General features: G+C 61.1%; 13 protein-coding genes and 1 pseudogene. 4 read left to right on the top strand and 10 right to left on the bottom strand.

Annotation, left to right across the window (positions count from 1 at the left end):
- Positions 1-45: 45 nt before the first annotated feature.
- From EKH55_RS07405 to EKH55_RS07390, 4 genes are all read right to left on the bottom strand, one after another.
- Positions 46-828 carry an ABC transporter permease gene (locus EKH55_RS07405; RefSeq protein ID WP_069458588.1) on the bottom strand — a complete coding sequence of 261 codons (783 nt, stop codon included), beginning with the start codon at positions 826-828 and terminating at the stop codon, positions 46-48.
- 3 nt (positions 829-831) lie between these two features.
- Positions 832-2007: an ABC transporter permease gene (locus tag EKH55_RS07400; RefSeq protein ID WP_151611257.1), complete on the bottom strand. Its 1176-nt coding sequence runs from the start codon at positions 2005-2007 to the stop codon at positions 832-834.
- Positions 2004-3074 carry an ABC transporter ATP-binding protein gene (locus EKH55_RS07395; RefSeq protein WP_151611256.1) on the bottom strand — a complete coding sequence of 357 codons (1071 nt, stop codon included), beginning with the start codon at positions 3072-3074 and terminating at the stop codon, positions 2004-2006. The genes EKH55_RS07400 and EKH55_RS07395 overlap by 4 nt, the downstream gene beginning before the upstream one ends.
- A 187-nt stretch (positions 3075-3261) precedes the next feature.
- Entirely contained in the window at positions 3262-4266 is a 1005-nt protein-coding gene (locus tag EKH55_RS07390) for an ABC transporter substrate-binding protein (RefSeq protein ID WP_225191918.1), read from the bottom strand.
- Between the two features lie 397 nt (positions 4267-4663).
- Between EKH55_RS07390 and EKH55_RS07385 the strand changes: the two genes are divergently transcribed.
- Both EKH55_RS07385 and tnpC read left to right on the top strand, forming a co-directional pair.
- Positions 4664-5302, top strand: a complete 639-nt coding sequence (locus tag EKH55_RS07385) for a LysE family translocator (protein ID WP_151611962.1) — start codon at positions 4664-4666, stop codon at positions 5300-5302.
- A gap of 175 nt (positions 5303-5477) precedes the next feature.
- A pseudogene (gene tnpC, locus EKH55_RS07380) lies at positions 5478-6730 on the top strand (IS66 family transposase); the annotation flags it as partial.
- A gap of 1064 nt (positions 6731-7794) precedes the next feature.
- On the opposite strand, the gene EKH55_RS07375 reads toward tnpC, so the two are convergent.
- Positions 7795-8910 (bottom strand): IS110 family RNA-guided transposase, encoded by a 1116-nt coding sequence (locus tag EKH55_RS07375; protein WP_151611255.1) that lies wholly within the window; start codon positions 8908-8910, stop codon positions 7795-7797.
- Between the two features lie 228 nt (positions 8911-9138).
- The gene (locus EKH55_RS07370; protein ID WP_151611254.1) at positions 9139-10128 is read right to left on the bottom strand and encodes a zinc-dependent alcohol dehydrogenase family protein; all 990 of its coding nucleotides are present in this window, start codon (positions 10126-10128) and stop codon (positions 9139-9141) included.
- Between the two features lie 102 nt (positions 10129-10230).
- Between EKH55_RS07370 and EKH55_RS07365 the strand changes: the two genes are divergently transcribed.
- Entirely contained in the window at positions 10231-11130 is a 900-nt protein-coding gene (locus tag EKH55_RS07365; RefSeq protein ID WP_151611961.1) for a LysR family transcriptional regulator, read from the top strand.
- A 220-nt stretch (positions 11131-11350) separates the two neighbouring features.
- Here EKH55_RS07365 and EKH55_RS07360 read toward each other — a convergent pair whose 3' ends face one another.
- A complete protein-coding gene (locus EKH55_RS07360; protein WP_151611253.1) occupies positions 11351-11911 on the bottom strand; it encodes an NADPH-dependent FMN reductase in 561 nt (186 codons plus the stop codon).
- Positions 11912-12231: 320 nt separating this feature from the next.
- Between EKH55_RS07360 and EKH55_RS07355 the strand changes: the two genes are divergently transcribed.
- Positions 12232-13314, top strand: coding sequence for a patatin-like phospholipase family protein (locus tag EKH55_RS07355; protein WP_151611252.1), 1083 nt, complete (start codon positions 12232-12234; stop codon positions 13312-13314).
- A 157-nt stretch (positions 13315-13471) separates the two neighbouring features.
- Here the strand turns inward: EKH55_RS07355 and gcvP are convergent, their stop codons facing one another.
- Genes gcvP through gcvT form a run of 3 tightly spaced genes read right to left on the bottom strand, consistent with a single transcriptional unit; the run spans position 13472 to position 17853 of the window.
- Positions 13472-16336 (bottom strand): aminomethyl-transferring glycine dehydrogenase, encoded by a 2865-nt coding sequence (gcvP, locus tag EKH55_RS07350; protein ID WP_151611251.1) that lies wholly within the window; start codon positions 16334-16336, stop codon positions 13472-13474.
- Complete coding sequence (gene gcvH / locus EKH55_RS07345) at positions 16336-16698, bottom strand: glycine cleavage system protein GcvH (RefSeq protein WP_151611250.1); 363 nt, start codon at positions 16696-16698, stop codon at positions 16336-16338. Before gcvH ends, gcvP begins: the two co-directional genes overlap by 1 nt.
- Positions 16699-16713: 15 nt before the next feature.
- Positions 16714-17853 carry a glycine cleavage system aminomethyltransferase GcvT gene (gcvT, locus tag EKH55_RS07340; RefSeq protein ID WP_151611249.1) on the bottom strand — a complete coding sequence of 380 codons (1140 nt, stop codon included), beginning with the start codon at positions 17851-17853 and terminating at the stop codon, positions 16714-16716.
- Between the last annotated feature and the right edge of the window lie 21 nt (positions 17854-17874).

The following is a 17874-nucleotide window of genomic DNA, read 5'->3' as shown; positions in this document are numbered from 1 at the left end:
GTTCGCCGCCGGGCCCTTTCTGGTTTCAAGCCCCTTTCGCGGCGGCTATGCGGACGAAGCGGCGGCTCGCTGTTTCACCGCCAGCATGATGAGGGCGATTGCGATCGTGCCGACGATGAAGATGAAGGCCGCTGCGGCGATCGCCGGGCTGATGTTCTCGCGGATGGTGGAGAACATCTGACGGGCAAGCGTCCTTTGGTTCGGTCCGGCGACGAACAATGTCAGCACCACTTCATCGAGAGATGTCGCGAAGGCGAGCACGGCGCCGGACAGGATGCCGGGCATGGCCAGCGGAAGCGTCATGCGACGGAACACCGTCACCGGTGGCGCGCCGAGGCTTTCGGCAGCCAGTTCCACCCGCCTGTCAATGCCGGCCAGTGCTCCGGTGACGCTGACGACGACAAAGGGGATCGCCACCACCGTGTGGGCGACGATCACCCCGATATAGCTGCTGGCGATGCCGAGCCGGACGAAAAGCACCTGCATGCCGACGCCAAGGACGACCGCGGGCACCACCATCGGCACGAGGAAAAGCGTCTTTGCGACACCGAGCAAGGGCAGGCTGCGGTGACGTAGCCCGAGCGAGGCGGTCGTGCCGAGCACCGTCGCAAGCAGCGTCGTGCCGCTTCCGACGATGAGGCTGTTGACGATCGATCGTTGCCAGGCGTCTGCCGTGACGAGTTCCTCGAACCAGCGGGTGGAAAAGCCCGGTATCGGATAGGTGAGAAAGACGCTCGATGTGAAAGCGAGCGGCAGGATCGCAATGAGTGGCGCAATCAGGAACGTGACCATTGCGGCGGCAAAAACGAGCTTCATCCCTTTGAACATGGCTCAGCTCCTCCTGGCGTCTTCTGCCGAAAGCCGCCCGTAGACGGCGTAAAGCATCAGGGTGGCGACGAGAAGGACGAGACCAAGTGCGCCCGCCATTCCCCAGTTGGCCGAACCGGTCGCGTAGAAGGCGATCACCGAACTGATCATCTGGTCGCTCGGCCCGCCGATCAGAGCCGGGGTGATGTAGTAGCCGATGGCCGACATGAAGACGAGGAGTGCGCCGGAGCCAAGCCCGCGGAAGCTCAAGGGCAGCAACACACGCAGGAAGGCTCGCAGCGGATTGGCGCCAAGCGAGGCAGCCGCCGGCATGAGGTTTTTGGGTATGGTGATGAGCACGCTGTAGATCGGCAGCACCATGAAGGGCAGGAGCACGTGCGTCATGGCGATGACGACGCCTGTGCGATTGAAGATCAGCGGAATGGGGCTGTCTGCCAGCCCCACAGCGCGGAGAAGGTCGTTGATCAGGCCGTTCTCCTGAAGGATGATGAACCATGCCGCCGTTCGCACGAGGAGCGACGTCCAGAGCGGCAACAATACGGCCGCGAGCAACAGGTTGCGCTTCCAGCCTTCGGTTGCCGCAGCCAGCATGGCGTATGGAAAACCGATTGCAGTGCAAGCGAGGGTGACCAGGCTGGCGATCCAGAAGGTGCGCAGCATGATTGCCCGGTTGGCTGAGGTTTCTTCCGGCATGGCGACCACCCCACCCGAGGCGTCGCGCGTCAGATCGACCGCGGCGAGCAGATTGCGGTCGGTAACCGGCGAAAGCGCGTCGACGATTGCAAGCCAGAACTGCGGTTTTTCCCAACGGGGATCGATCGCCGAGAGTTCGGGCGGCCTATCATTGTCCCGGATCGCCGACAGGGTCTTCGACATCAATGTCCGGAAACCGGATTGGGCGCTATTCAGCCGCCGCACCATGTCGCCGACGGCCTGGGTGTCGTTTGCTTCGCGGAGATCAGCGACGATGGCAGACTTCATCTCGGGCGTCGGTGGAGAACCGCGATCCCAGTCGGCCGATGCCTCTGCCGTTCGGGGCAGGATGTGTAGCACCGCCGTGTCGGAGATCGCTTGTGACATCATCGTTGCCAGCGGCCAGACGAAGAAACAGCCGAGAAAAAGGAGAAGCGGCGCGAGAAGGAGAAAAGCCCGCGCATTCTGGGGAAGGCGGCTCATCATGGCACGATCACCCGACAATCGGCAGCTTGAAATTCGGCGAAGACCTCCGCGCCCGGCCGCCACTCAGGCGACTTGCGGTCGAGCCGCACGACGAACCCATGAGCATCGTCGTCGAGTTGTACGCGCAGGTGGTCCCCCTGGTAGACGCAGTCGGCGATCTTGGCCGCAAGGCTGTTGCCGCTGTTCTCCGCGCGGTCCTTCAGCTCTATCCGTTCCGGCCGAAGGGAAAGGAGAACCTCCTGACCCGGTTCGACGGCTTGCGACAGGCCCGCGACCACGTGACGGCCGGATTTCAGCAGGATGCGGGCTTCCTTGCCTGCCACGCTTTCGACCCGGCCATCGGCCAGATTGGTCTCTCCGATGAATTGCGCGACGAAGCGCGTGCGCGGCTCGTCGTAGATCTCGCGCGGTGAACCGATCTGCTCGATCTTGCCGCGGTTGAAGACGGCAATGCGGTCGGACATCGTCAGCGCTTCCGACTGGTCATGCGTGACGAAGACAATGGTAAGGCCGAGCCGGTTATGCAGCGCGCGGATGTCGAGCTGCATCTGTTCGCGAAGCTGCTTGTCGAGCGCCCCAAGCGGCTCATCCATCAGCACCACGCGTGGCTCGAAAACCAGCGCTCGGGCAAGCGCGACGCGCTGTTGCTGGCCGCCCGAAAGCTGCGCCGGGCGGCGGTCTCGCAGGGCCGAAAGCTGCACCATGTCGAGCGCACGCGTCACCCGTTCGCCGATCTCCGCCTTGCCGATGCCACGCATCTGCAGCGGAAAGGCGATGTTTTCACCGACGCTCATATGGGGAAACAGGGCATAGCTCTGGAAGACGACGCCCATGTCCCGTCGGTAGGTGGGCACATCGTTCAGCGGTTCGCCGTCGAGGAAGATCGCACCCTCCGTCGGCGTTTCAAATCCGGCAAGCATCATCAAAAGCGTCGTCTTGCCGGAGCCCGAGGGGCCGAGAAGGCTTACGAATTCACCTTTGGCGATGTCCAGATCGAGCTTGTCCACGACCCTCAAGGGTCCATAGGATTTGCTGATGCGGTCGAAACGGATGCGGATATCTGTCAAAAGCGCTCTCCAGCCTTGCATCTCGGCAACGGTGCACACGCGCGCACAAGGAATGCAGGCCGCTGCCGATCTTGATGTGAGGTATGGTGCCGGATGCGGACCCTCGATGGACCGCAGGCAGGCCGGCACGGTTTTGCGCAAGCGGGGCCGCAGTGGCCCCGCAGGCGTCCATAGTCCATGGGGTGCTTTACTGCGCCAGCCAGGCGTTGAAGCGTTCGGTCAGCGCTTCGGAATTGTCGATCCAGAACTCGACGTCGAGGGCCAGTGCTGCCGCCATGTTCTCGGGGGCAGTCGGCAACTCGGCAGCATAGCGCGGTTCGACCTTTTCGGCCGCTTCAGTGTTGGGCAGGCCGTAGGCGATGTAGCCCGGGAGCTTGGTCATATTGTCCGGCATGCTGGCGAAGGTGATGAAGTCCTGTCCCGCATCCTGGTTCTCGGCATCCTTCAGGATCACCCAGCTGTCGATGGCGTAGATGCTGCCCGGCCAGACTACTTTGAACTCCTTGCCCTCGCTGCGGTTGATGCCCGTAATGCGGCCGTTATAGGCCGAGGTCATGACCACTTCGCCGGAGGCGAGCAGTTGTAGCGGCTGCGCGCCCGCTTCCCACCAAACGAGATGCGGACGCAGTTCATCGAGCTTCCTGAAGGCCCTGTCCACACCCTCGGGCGTCGCCAGCACTCCATAAACCTCATCCTTGCCGACACCGTCGGCGAGGAGAGCGAATTCCAGAGTATACTTGGCGCTTTTGCGCATCGCGCGCTTGCCCGGAAATTTCTGCACGTCCCAGAAATCCGCCCAGGAGGTGGGACCTTCGGCGAGTTTGGCGCCGTCATAGGCGATTGCCGTCGACCACACGATCGCGCCGACTCCGCATTCGCTGACCGCTTCCGGCAGGAACTTGTCCTTGCCGCCGAGCTTGTCCCAATCGATCTTTTCGAAGAGACCGTCGGCGCAGCCAAGTGCCAGTTCTTCGGCCTCCACCTGCACCACGTCCCAGTTCGGCGCGCCGGCCTTCACCTTCGCCTGGAGAACGCCGAAGCCACCGTCCCAAGACTCGTCGAGCACAGGCTTGCCGGTCTCCTCCGCAAAGGGTTTGAAGAAAATTTCGCGTTGTGCGTCCTGAAAGTTGCCTCCCCAGGAGACGACGGTGAGGTCGCGTGCAGCGGTCGACAGCGTGGTGGCCGCCAACATGGCTGCACCGATAGCGATCGTTCTGAATGCATTTTTCATTAACAGTTCCCCTGAATCTGCGTTGGGTAGATGGTCTCTTCCGGCAAAGGGAGGTCGTGCGCGCTTCGCAGGCGGCGCGCTTAAGACTCCCTTCGATGTCGGATGAGAAATAACCTACATTTTTTCTGCAGCTCTGCAACTCTTTTCTTTTGCTCGCGAAGTCGGTGGCCGCGGTGCACGGCAGGTTTGCACGCACCGAGGAGTCCCGCGGGGGGCGAAATTTGATTCAAGGTTGAAAGATCGAGGTCGTGCCATGCGAACGATCGCCGGAATCTCTTTAATGAGATTTTTGCGAAGCGCGCTTGCTTTACGGCTGTTCTCATGGATTGCTCGATCCAAACAACTTCGAGGTGAAAATATGTCCATGTCACTCTGGTTGGCATTCGTAGCAGCGTCGGCCGTTTTGCTGGCCATTCCCGGTCCGACCGTTCTTCTGGTTATTTCATACGCGCTCGGTCACGGGAAACGCTCCGCCACGGCGACCGTGGCGGGCGTTGCACTGGGCGACTTCACTGCAATGACGGCCTCGATGCTCGGACTTGGTGCGCTTCTCGCCACGTCCGCAACATTGTTCACTGTGTTGAAGTGGGTCGGGGCCGCCTATCTGATCTACCTCGGTACCAAGCTCTGGCGGGCGCCGGTGGTGAGCAATGAGGGGCCGGGCGAGGTTGGTTCCGTCGAAAAGGAACGCCCGCTACGCATCTTTCTGCATACCTATATCGTCACGGCGCTGAACCCGAAAAGCATCATCTTCTTTGTAGCTTTCCTGCCGCAGTTCTTGAACCATGCGCAGCCCATCGCGTTCCAGCTGGTCATTTTCGAGGTGACATTCCTCGTGCTGGCAACGGCGAACGCCGCAGCTTACGGCCTCATGGCTTCAATGGCGCGCAAGACAATCCGCAAGCCTGGCGTCCAGAGAGTGGTCAATCGCACGGGCGGTTCACTGATGATCGGCGCTGGCCTGCTCGCGGTAGGATGGAAGCGAGCCGCGGCCTAAGTGTGTCGCAAAAAACTAAAGGACGGGCCAAACCTGAAGTTCACAAGTTGTTCTCCAAGTCGGTCAAATTCGTAACCGATGTTCCACTCCCACGTTGTCCTTCCTGCCCTGATCTGTGATCGCCTTTCCATGGATAAACAAAGGGAGTTTCTCCATGGAGACTACAGTGGAGGTTCTCACTCGCGGCTCTCTTCCCGCCCACCTTCCTCGTGTCGAGGAGATTGTCGAGCCAGAAAGCCTAATCTGCTCCTGTGGCGGCGGCCTGCATTGCATCGGTGAGGACGTGTCCGAGCGGCTGGATGTCGTTCCGGCGCAGTACCGTGTCATCGTCACCCGCCGTCCCAAATATGCCTGCCGTTCCTGCACCGACGGCGTAGCGCAGGCACCAGCACCTGCCCGATTGATCCAGGCCGGGTTGCCGACAGAGGCGACCATCGCTTATGTGCTGGTGTCGAAGTACGCAGATCATCTGCCGCTATACCGCCAAGCCCAGATCATGAACCGACAGGGTATCGATCTTGACCGCTCCACGCTGGCCGATTGGGTCGGCCGGGCAGCGTTCGAACTACGTCTTCGACGCTCTGATTGCCGATGAAGCGGTCGACGAAGCTGTTCATGGACGAGACCCGTGCACCGGTCCTCGATCCCGGCTCCCGCTAAACCAAGACCGGATACTTCTGGGCGCTGGCGCGTGATGACCGACCGTGGGGCGGAGGTGCACCGCCCGGTGTGGCCTTTACCTACGCTCCCGGTCGCGGCGGGCACCATGCAGAACGGATATTGCACGGGTTCACGGGCGTCCTTCAGGTGGACGGCTATGCCGGATATAATCGGCTGATCTCACCGGATCGCGTTGGACCGGACATCCGGCTTGCCTATTGTTGGGCCCATGCCCGGCGTAAGTTGGTCGAGATCACACGCACCGGCTCGGCTCCGATTGCTGAAGAAGGCGTCAAGCGGATCGGTGAACTCTATCGCATCGAAGCCGATCTACGTGGCCTTTCCGCAGAAGCTCGCCTCGCCGGGCGGCAGGGACGATCAGCAGCGTTGGTCGCCGACATGCGGACCTGGCTTACCCGTCATCAGTCGCGCGTCGCTGGCAAGTCGCCGCTCGGCGAAGCGCTCGCTTATATCGCCAAATACTGGGATGGCCTCGGCAGCTTCCTGACCGACGGTCGCATCGAGATCGACAACAACTCCGTTGAAAGAACTATCCGGCCTATAGCTCTGGACAGGAAGAATGCCCTCTTCGCCGGACATGATGCCGGAGCAGAGAACTGGGCGACCATCGCCTCGCTAATCGAGACGTGCAAGCTTAATTCCATCGATCCGCTTGCCTACATGACCGCTACGCTCGCCTCTATCGTCAATGGCCACAAGCATCGCCAGATTGAGGGTCTCCTGCCATGGAATTACCCCTCAGGATGATACTGCCTAAAGCTCCCGTCAGCCTGAAGCGGTCGTCCCGCTACTGTTGGCTGGTTTCGTGGTTGCTGGATATGCAAAACACTTCGCAAACCTTTAGCACGCAAGCGTTCAGATGGCAGCTTGAGGGTTCTGTAACGAATCACCCCTAGACTGGGCAAATGATGTTCCGTCCAGTCATCGCCGCTATCACCAGCGTTCTGACCGCAGCGCCCGCCCTGGCTATCGAACGCGATCATCAGACACCTCGTCACTTCATATGCAAGTTGGATCAACGATTCCTGGGAAACGTGCACACACCACGAGAGGGACGCAGCACGACACGCAGCATAATCCAGCAATCGAACGATAGGGGATCGCCAGTTCCGGCGACCATCGAAATGAGGATTACCCCAGCCACCAAAAGCGGGAACGGGGTAGCCACCGGAGGACTCTGGCCGGAATTCGTTTCGCCGGGCCGCAGACCTACTCCTTTTGACCTTCAGCAGGTCAGAATATCGTTCTTCGATGAAAGGCAGACCATATCGTTCGTTTTGAAGAGCGAAACGATGATGCTCCCGCTCAGCATTGTTGAGGCACCATCTCGTCAATGGTGGCTTTCGCTTTCTTCTGCTGTTTATCCGAACACCAGAACACACGACTATTTGTGTGAAGACCTTCCGAACTGATCAATATTGAATGGCAGCGGTGAAACCGACAGCGTGTTTGAGATGACGGCTGTTGGCGCGAAGCAGCCGTCCCGTCATGGCGGCATCCTCAAAACTACTTGTAGCATCTTGGTCAAGGTGCGACTGATGTCCATTGTCAATGCATTGGGCACGAAGAAGCTGCCGCTCTCGCGAACGGGCCTCTCATGATGATCGCGTATGGGTGGAGGCGGAACTCGAGGACGTCGGTGATCAAGCTCTGATGCGCGGGTTGGATACCGCATTCCCGATTGTGCGTCCGGGGCTGTTCCTATCTTACTGCGGGCGTCGGACAATGCCGGCCATAAAGCGTCTGACGGATGTTCCCCTGCCGTTGTCCCGCCTCCGCCCATGCGCGAGGTGCAAGTTCGCTGCAGTGACCTATGTCCTGATCGCCTGCGCCTCCCTTGCAACGGCCCACATGAAGCCGGCCAATTCTCGGGCAATTGCGGTGCAAACCACCGTCGTCCGTTTTCCCCGTGCGACCAGCAGGCGATATCGAGCCGTTAACCGACTCTGAGCCTTCCACGCGATCTCTCTGACTGCCGGCGGCGCTTCCGCCAGACGGTATAGCTTTCTCGCGCCGACTTTCGGCGGGTGCCGGTAAGTCCACGCGCTCTCGACCAGCATGTGCCGAACCCGGCCGTTGCCTGCCTTTGTGATCGAGCCCCGTCTGACGGTCTCACCCGTGGATCGCTCACCAGGGACCAAGCCGAGATAGCCCATCAATTGGCGCGGACTCTCGAAACGGCTGACGTCGCCGACTTCCGTGGCGAATGTAACGGCGACGATCAGATCAACCCCTCGCAGCGTCTGCAGAGCTCGAATGACCGGAGCCAGAGACCAGTTCGGGACGAATTCCTCAATTACCGTCTCCAGGCGTCCGACGCGCTCTTTCGAGACGCGCACCGCCTCGACCATTTCCTGCAAGGCGATCTGATGCGCCGGATGATCGAACTGTTGCTCCTGGAGCCAGCAAAGGTATCGCATCGTCCAGCCCTTCTTGCGTGGATAGATACGACCGTGTTTGAGCATGAAAGCGCTGATCTGTTGCCGGTGAACCCGCAACGTCTCGACAGCCGCAGCCCGTGCGCGGACGAGGTCGCGCATCGCCTCATGGCCCTCGTCGGGAACCCACACCGCCGTGAGCTCGCCGGCCCTCAATAGCCGGGCGAGCGCGAGCGCATCTCGACGGTTGGTCTTTACTCTGTCGCCCGGCTTCCTGGGGATCAATGATGGAGCGACGACCACACATTCATGGCCGAGCGATCGGATCAGCCGATGCAGCCCGTATCCGGTTGGTCCGGCCTCGTAGCAGAATTGAACGCGGTCAAACTTTGCAGCTATCCGCTGGATGATGCGGCGCATGCTCGTATCAGACGCGTCAACCTCACCCCAGAAGCGAATCTCTCCCTCCCGGCCGGATTCGGCGACGGCAATCGCATTCTTCAGTTTGGCGACGTCGATTCCAACGAACACTTCTTTATAATCTGCCACGGCTCGTCCTCCTGTGATGAGGATCGGCTCGGCCTGTCCGAGCAACCCTCGGAAGACCAGTGTAGGGGCGAGCCACCTCAGCCACGAAGACGGACATACGGTCTTACTCAAATTCCAGCTTCGAGACGACAGGGCCTGCTTACTGCGCCTTTCGACCGTTTAAGGCCGCTTCGAGTGACGTCCGGCGCGGCACGTCGATGCGCTACGGGCTGGAGGTCGCGTTGTCGGTCAAACCGTCACAACAATCTTGCCGAATTGTTCGTTCGACTCCAGAAAGCGATGCGCCTCGACGATCTGGTCAAAGGCAAAGGTTCTGGCGATGACTGGCTGGAGCGTACCCGATATCAGCCCATCGAGAATGAACGCCTTGGCGGCCTCCAAGCGCGCCGGATCGCCGATGACTTCGTGGACGAGGTAGCCGCGCAGCGTCAGGCACTTGCTCAGCACAGTGAACAGCGGAAAGGGGGTCGGCTCAGGACTCAAGCCGCCATATTCGATGAGAATGCCTCCCCTTGACATAGCGGCCGTCAGAGGCTCGAAGATCGGGCCGCCGACCGGATCGAACACGACCCGGACGCCCTCCGGGCCGGCTATGTCCTTCAGCCTGGTTTCCAGATCTTCCTCCGCTGAAGCGATGACGTGGGCAGCGCCGAGTTCAATCAAGGCCTGCTTCTTGCCAGATGCCCGCGTGACCGCGATGGCGTTCGCGCCAACGATGTTGGCGATCTGGATCGCGGCAAGTCCGACACTGCTCGATGCCGCGGTAATGACGACAAAGTCCTTCCTGCGCAGTCCGGCAATGTCGATCAGCGCACCGTAGGCGGTGAGATATTGCATCCAGACGGCTGCCGCCGCTTCCCAGCTGAGCGATGGTGGGTGCTTGACTACGAGCTCGGCGGGAAAGGTGGCAAGCTCGCCATAGGCTGGCCAGCGGATCATCGATAGCGGTGGCACGACGCTGACGGCGTCGCCGGGCACGAATCCGTCCACGCCTTCCCCAACCGTTTCGACAATGCCCGCTGCTTCAAGGCCGAGACCGGCGGGCAACGTCGGCGTTTCGATGTAGAAGCCCGAACGCAGCAACGCTTCCGCCCGGTTGAGGCCTAGCGCCTTGACACGGATTTGAACCTCACCCCGACCCGGTCCCGAAACATCGACGCTCTCGATGCGCAGAACCTCGGGACCACCATGCTGATAAATGCGAACAATACGCGCCATCACCACAACTCCAAAATATTTGAACAGAATAAGCTATGCCAGTGACAAATGAGAGGATAAATGGCCTTGTTGGCAGAACAGTAGAAACGAATGGTTTTGAATATGGATCGCCTCACCAGCATGGCTGTATTCGTCAAAGCCGTCGACTTAGGCTCGTTCGCGGCCGCCGCGACGGCGCTCGATCTATCCGGACCGATGGTCGGCAAGCATGTCCGGTTTCTTGAAGAACGCCTGGGAGTGCGGCTCATCAACCGGACCACGCGCCGTCAGAGCCTGACGGACTTCGGGCGCGCCTATTATGAACGCTGCCGAGTGGTGCTCGCAGAGGCCGATGCTGCGGATGCACTCGCGGCCGATCAACTCTCCGAGCCGCGCGGAAGGCTGCGCGTCACCATGCCTGTGCATTTCGGCCGGCGCTGCGTCACCCCCATATTATTGGAGCTCGCGCAGCAATATCCTGCGCTGGAACTTGATCTGTCGCTCAACGACCGCATCGTCGATCTCGCGGAGGATGGCTACGATCTGGCAATCCGGACGGGCACCCTGGAGGACAAAGCCGGGGTGATAGCGCGTCGCATCGCGCGCCAGCGCATGGTCGTCTGCGCGTCGCCATCCTATCTCAAGGCGCACGGCCGGCCACTGCGGACAGGGGACCTCAGCAGTCACCATGCCATCGTCTACCGTCGGTCGGGGCCTGTTCCCCCGTGGTTGTTTCCGCGCAATGGCCAGCCGCCCGTGGAGGTCACGCCACTTCACCGTCTGCGTCTCGATGACCTCGATGCGATCGCCGATGTCGCAACCGCCGGCATGGGGCTGGCCTGGCTCCCTTATTGGCTGGTTCGTGGGCGCATTCAGGCTGGCGCGCTTGTCGAACTATTGCCTGATGAGCCGGGCTTTCTTTACGATGCCTTCGCAGTATGGCTCCCGACACCTCACCTGCCGGTGAAGGTTCGTCTGGCTGTCAACGCGTTGGCGGCTGCATTGCCGCAGTTCACGACCTGAATGCAACTGCGCGGTTCGTCGCGACAAGCTGAGGGACCGCTTTTGAGTAGGGTTTCGGATGCCGGCGTTGCACTTGGTTTTGGCTGGCGCCGGGGCCGATCATGTCCCGGGGAAGGCGTGCGAAAGCCTCCGGCGAACGCAGGGCATTTTTCCTCCCTCCTGCGTCCTTCGGGGGACATGAAGAATCGACCCGTAGCTGACCTTGGACGCTAACTTTGACTTAGCGTGCTATCGAGTCCGGCTTCTGGCTTCCTTGATTTCGGCAGAAGGAAGCGAAGTCGCGGAGGAAGCTTTCAGCCATATGTCGATTGGCAGGAATCTTGAGAATTTCCAGAATCGATTCCGGCGTCTCCTTCATCACTGGAAGTCGGAGGAAAAGGTCCTCGTTGAAATTGGAACTTAGGGTCGAAAGCACTGTTCGCAGCACTGTCAGCATGTCGTCTCCCCGATGGGAGGCGTGAACAAGGGCTATAGGCTTGCCGATGATCTGATCCCCGGACACGAGCCAATCAATCGCATTTTTCAAGCCTCCGGGTATGTTACGGACATATTCGGGGCTGGATATGACAAGTCCGTCGCTGTCGGAAATCTTCTGCATGAAAAGCCGAATGCTATCGGGCAGGTTCGGACCTTCCTGATCAGGTGAGAAGACGGGCAAATCCGCTATGTCGTCAAAGACTGTGATAGCGATGTCGCCGGGAGCGATGGCTTGCATTGCCCTCAACAATGCCGTGTTGGTGGACAACCGGCGGGCGCTGCCGGAAACTGCAAGTATCTTCATTGCCTGAAGCTAGCGCAGTGCGCAGACGTCTACAATCCACCCGAATGAGAAGTTCGGCACATGCTCAGCTAAGCCGAGGACGATTTATCGGCCCAATGATCGGATCCGATTCTCGAAAAGCATGACGCTCAGATTGACGGACCTGTGAGGACTTGAGGATGATTGCCATCTCGCATAGAGTTCAATCCGGGCGCAGGGCAGCAACTTTTTCGCGAGAGGAAAGATGTCGCCATTTGGACCGGCTTCGACTGACGGCGCTGCTTCGAAGGTAAATTTTCACCGCCCGTGCCGTGCGCGGCTGTTGACCAAGCCGTGACACCATGCCCGACCAAGTGACACGAAAGCACATCGATCTGGCGCTGCAGGGTGGCGGGTCCCATGGTGCTTTGACCTGGGGGGTGCTGGATCGGCTGTTGGAAGACAGTCGCATCGGCATCTGCAGCATCAGCGGGACGAGCGCGGGCGCTATGAATGCGGTCATGCTTGCGGATGGCCTCGAGAAAGGGGGGGTGGATGGTGGACGCGATGCGCTGGCTGCATTCTGGAAGGCGGTGAGCGACGCTGCGCGCTGGTCTCCGCTGCAGCGCACGCTTTGGGACCGCATGTCCAACAATTACAGTCTCGACCACTCCCCGGCCTATCTCTGGTTCGAACAGTTCACGCGCCAGTTCTCTCCCTATGAACTGAACCCGTTCGACATCAATCCTCTGCGCGACCTGATCGCCGACACAATCGATTTCGACGCAGTCAATCGGTGCTCCAGCCTGAAGGTGTTCGTCACCGCGACCAACGTGCGCACGGGCCGGGCCAAGGAGTTTACGCAGCCCGACCTGTCGGTCGACACCGTCATGGCGTCCGCCTGCCTGCCGTACCTGTTCAGGGCGGTCGAGATCGACGGCGAGGCCTATTGGGATGGCGGCTATATCGGCAATCCCGCGCTCTATCCGCTCGTCGACGACCGCGCCACCCGAGACATCGTAATCGTCCAGATCAATCCGCTTGTCCGCGAGGAACTGCCGACGACCGGCCGGGCAATCATCAATCGACTGAACGAAGTGACCTTCAATGCAGCGCTCCTGAAGGAGTTGCGTTCCATCCACCTCCTGCACGAGCTGATCGAGGCGGAAGGGCTCGAATCCGAGCGTTATCGGGACAGCTACGTTCACCTGATCCGCGCGCACGAGGAGACAGAGCTCCTTAGCGCCTCAAGCAAATTCACGGCCGAATGGAGCTATCTCGTCTATCTCATGGAGCGCGGACGGGCCTGGGCGGAACGCTTTCTCAACGAGCATTTCGATGACCTTGGCGTACGCTCGACGCTCGATCTCGGTCAGTTGTTCAGCGACAGTTTCAGGTTGCCCTGTGTGGGCGACGCATCGTCTGACAACGTCTCGACGGATTGACGGATTGACCGATGCTGGTTGCCATCATTGTCCTTACAGTATGTCTCCTTCGATCGACCCCGGCTCAAGGACAAACACAGGCAACAAGTGCTGCAGCGACCATTGCGTGGCGATAATTGGGGGGCGTACCAAGGCACGCCCCCGTCACTGATATATTTCACTCCGCCGCTTCCGCGTAGCTTTCGATCGGCGGGCAAGTGCAGATGAGATGGCGGTCGCCATAGACGTTGTCGACGCGGTTGACCGGCGACCAATATTTGTCGACACGGAAGGCGCCTGGCGGGAAGCAGGCCTGCTCGCGAGAGTAGGGCCGGTTCCAGTCGCCGACGAGGTCCTCGACCGTGTGCGGCGCATTCTTCAGCGGATTGTTGTCGCGGTCCATCCGGCCTTCCTCGATGGCGCGGGCCTCCTCGCGGATGGCCAGCATCGCATCACAGAAACGGTCGAGCTCCGCCTTCGTCTCGGATTCGGTCGGTTCGATCATCAGCGTGCCGGCAACTGGCCAACTCATCGTCGGCGCATGGAAACCGCAGTCGATCAGCCGCTTGGCGACATCGTCCACGGTGACGCCGGCGCTTTCGGCGAGCGGACGCGTGTCGATGATACACTCATGCGCGACGCGGCCCTTCGCGGATTTGTAGAGCACGTCATAGGCGTCCTTCAGCCGCGCGGCGACGTAGTTGGCATTGAGGATCGCCACCTTGGTCGCCTGGGTCAGGCCTTCCCCGCCCATCATCAGGCAATAGCTCCACGAGATCGGCAAGATCGACGCCGAACCGAAGGGGGCGGCTGAGACCGTGCCGTCGTTCCTGTCGGTTTCCGGATGTCCGGGGAGGAAGGGAATAAGATGCGCCTTGACGCCGATCGGACCCATGCCGGGACCGCCTCCGCCATGCGGAATACAGAAGGTCTTGTGCAGATTGAGGTGGCTGACGTCCGAGCCGATGTCGCCGGGCCGGGCGAGGCCGACCATGGCGTTCATGTTGGCGCCGTCCAGATAGACCTGCCCGCCGTGCTTGTGAACGATATCGCAGACTTCGCGCACATTCTCCTCGAAGACACCGTGCGTCGAAGGATAGGTGATCATGCAGCAGGAGAGAGTGTCCGAATACTGTTCCGCCTTGGCGCGGAAATCGTCCATGTCGATCTCGCCGATGTCGCTCACCTTGACGACCACGACTTTCATGCCGGCCATATTCGCGGAGGCGGGATTGGTGCCATGCGCCGAGGTCGGAATCAGGCAGACCTCACGATGTGCATCGCCGTTGGCGATGTGATAGGCGCGGATCGCAAGCAATCCGGCATACTCGCCCTGAGCGCCCGAGTTCGGCTGCATCGAAATCGCATCATAGCCCGTGATGGCGCAGAGTTTTTCCGACAGGTCCTCGATCATATGCCGGTAGCCGAGCGCCTGGTCGGTGGGCGCGAAGGGGTGGATCTCCGAAAATTCCGGCCAGGTGATCGGCAGCATTTCCGCCGTCGCATTGAGCTTCATCGTGCAGGAGCCAAGCGGGATCATGGCGCGGTCGAGCGCGAGATCGCGGTCGGCGAGGCGGCGCATATAGCGCGTCATCTCGCTCTCGGCGCGGTTCATATGGAAGATCGGATGGGTGAGATATTCGCCGGTGCGCAGCAACGGCTCCGGCAGCCGGTAACCGGGCTCGAACTCCTCGACCTTGAAATCGCCGCCGAATGCGCGCCACACCGCCTCCAGCGTCACCGGCCGCGACCGTTCGTCGAGGCTGATGCCGATCTTGGTCGAGCCGATCTTGCGCAGGTTCACTTCCTCGGCGACGGCCGCCTTCAGGATGACGCCCTGCAGCTTGCCGACCTCTACGGTGATCGTGTCGAAGAAGAGATCCGGCTCGACCTCATAGCCGAGCTTTTCGAGGCCCATGGCAAGTCGCACGGTCTTCTGATGCACGCCCTGGGCGATTGCCTTGATGCCCTCCGGGCCGTGGAAGACGGCGTACATCGACGCCATGACTGCGAGCAGCACCTGGGCGGTGCAGATGTTGGAGGTCGCCTTTTCCCGGCGGATGTGCTGTTCGCGCGTCTGAAGCGACAGCCGATACGCCCGGTTCCCGCGTGAATCGACCGAGACGCCGACGAGGCGACCGGGCATGGACCGTTTGTAGGCATCCTTGACGGCCATATAGGCGGCGTGCGGCCCGCCATAGCCGACCGGCACGCCGAAGCGCTGGGTCGAACCGACGGCGATATCCGCGCCCATCTCACCGGGGGACTTCAGCAATGCCAGCGCCAGCGGATCGGCGGCAATCGCCGCAATCGCGCCCTGCTCGTGAAGCCTGGCGATCAGGTCCGAGAAATCGTGAACGTGGCCGTAGGTGCCGGGATATTGAAAGATGGCGCCAAAGACGGTGGCGGGTTCCAAGTCCTTGAAGGGATCGCCGAAGACGAGCTGCCAGCCAAGGGGCTCCGCACGCGTCTGCAGCAATGCGATCGTCTGGGGATGGCAGTTCTCGTCGACGAAGAAGGTCTTCGACTTCGACTTGGCGACGCGCTCGGCCATGGCCATGGCTTCCGCCGCCGCTGTCGCCTCGTCGAGCAGCGACGCATTGGCGACGTCGAGGCCTGTCAGGTCGCAGACCATCGTCTGATAGTTGAGCAGGGCTTCGAGCCGGCCCTGGCTGATTTCCGGCTGGTAGGGCGTGTAGGCGGTGTACCAGGCCGGGTTCTCCAGGATGTTGCGCTGGATAACCGGCGGCGTGATCGTGCCGTAATAGCCCTGGCCGATCAGCGAGACGCGCTTCTCGTTGCGGTTTGCCGTTTCGCGCAGCTTGTCGAGCGCCTCGCGCTCCGTCATCGCCGCTCCCCAGGAGAGCGACGTTTTCTGCCGGATCGAGGCCGGGACTGTGTCGTCGATCAACGCATCGAGGCTCGGATAGCCGACGACTTTCAGCATCTCCTCCATTTCGGCCGGGGAAGGACCGATATGGCGCCGATTGGCGAAATCGTAGGGCTTGTAGTCAGTAAAGGTAAAGTCCTTTGGCATGCTCATCAGCCGACAAGCTCCATGTAGGCCGCTTCATCGAGAAGGGCATCGGCCGAATTCGCATCGGCGAGCTTGAGCTTGAAGAACCAGGCTTTGCCCTGTGGGTCGCTGTTGACGAGCGCGGGGTCGTCGACGATCGCCTGATTGATTTCGACGATCTCGCCGTCGAGCGGACAATAGACGTCGGACGCGGCCTTGACCGATTCGACGGTCGCGACCGAGTCGCCCTTGGAGAAGGTCGCGCCAACCTCCGGCAGCTCCACGAAGACGAGATCGCCCAGTTGGCCGGCTGCATGTTCGGTGATGCCGACCGTTGCAACGCCGCCGTCGATCTTCAGCCACTCGTGTTCCTCGGTAAATTTCAGCATGCGTGCTTCTCCTGGTCAGCGTTTGTAGGTTTGTTGGATGAAGGGCAGGGCGGACACCGTGACGGGCAGGTATTTGCCGCGCACCTCCGCAAAGAGCTTGGTGCCGCTTAGGGCGTGGGCGGTATCGACATAGCCCATGGCAACCGGGGCATCGACGCTCGGACCGAAACCGCCCGAGGTCACCGTGCCGGCGGCGACCGTGCCCTCCGGATCGGCAAAGAGTTTCACGCCACCGCGCACCGGCGCGCGCCCATCCGGCCTAAGCCCGACGCGGCGCCGGCTGGCACCGTCCGTGAATTCGGCAAGGATACGGTCTGCGCCGGGGAAGCCGCCGGCCCGGTCGCCACCGGAGCGGCGGCTCTTCTGGATCGCCCATTCGAGCGCAGCTTCGACCGGTGTCGTTTCCGTGTCTATGTCGTTGCCGTAAAGGCAGAGGCCCGCTTCCAGGCGCAGCGAGTCGCGGGCGCCGAGACCGATCGGCATCACGTCCGGATGCTCGAGCAGACGTTGCGCCACATCGACCGCCGAGGCAATGGGAATTGAGATCTCGAAGCCGTCTTCACCGGTATAGCCGGAGCGGGAAATGATGCAGGCGACGTCGTGGAGGTCCGCTTCCGCGACATCCATGAAGCGCATGGAGGCGATGTCTGCCCACAGTTCACCGAGCACCGCCTCGGCTCGGGGACCTTGCAGCGCTATGAGCGCGCGATCGTTCAGTATCGTCACGAGACAGCTGTCGCCAAGTCCGCGCTGCAAATGCTCGAAGTCGGCCGCCTTGCAGGCGGCGTTGACGATGAGGTAGAGATGGTCACCGCGGTTGGCGATCATCAGGTCGTCGAGGATTCCGCCTTGGTCGTTGGTGAAAAGCGCGTAGCGCTGGCGGCCTTCCGCAAGACCCAACACATCTACCGGCACCAGCCTTTCGAGCGCCAGAGCCGCATCGGCAATCCGGCCCGAGCGGGGGCGGATGGCGATTTGCCCCATATGGGAGACATCGAAGAGGCCGGCGGCCGCGCGGGTGTGCAGGTGCTCCTTGAGTACGCCCTCATGATATTGCACCGGCATCTCGTAGCCGGCGAAAGGCACCATGCGCGCGCCCAGCGACAGATGGAGCGCGTGCAGAGGCGTATGTTTCAAACGGGAGATACTTTCCAAAGTCCGGCCTCCAGGTCTGGC

Source organism: Sinorhizobium alkalisoli (assembly GCF_008932245.1).
In the GTDB taxonomy this organism is placed as follows: domain Bacteria; phylum Pseudomonadota; class Alphaproteobacteria; order Rhizobiales; family Rhizobiaceae; genus Sinorhizobium; species Sinorhizobium alkalisoli.
Note: the sequence above shows the minus strand (reverse complement) of the source record. Positions and strands in the feature narration are given on the sequence as shown.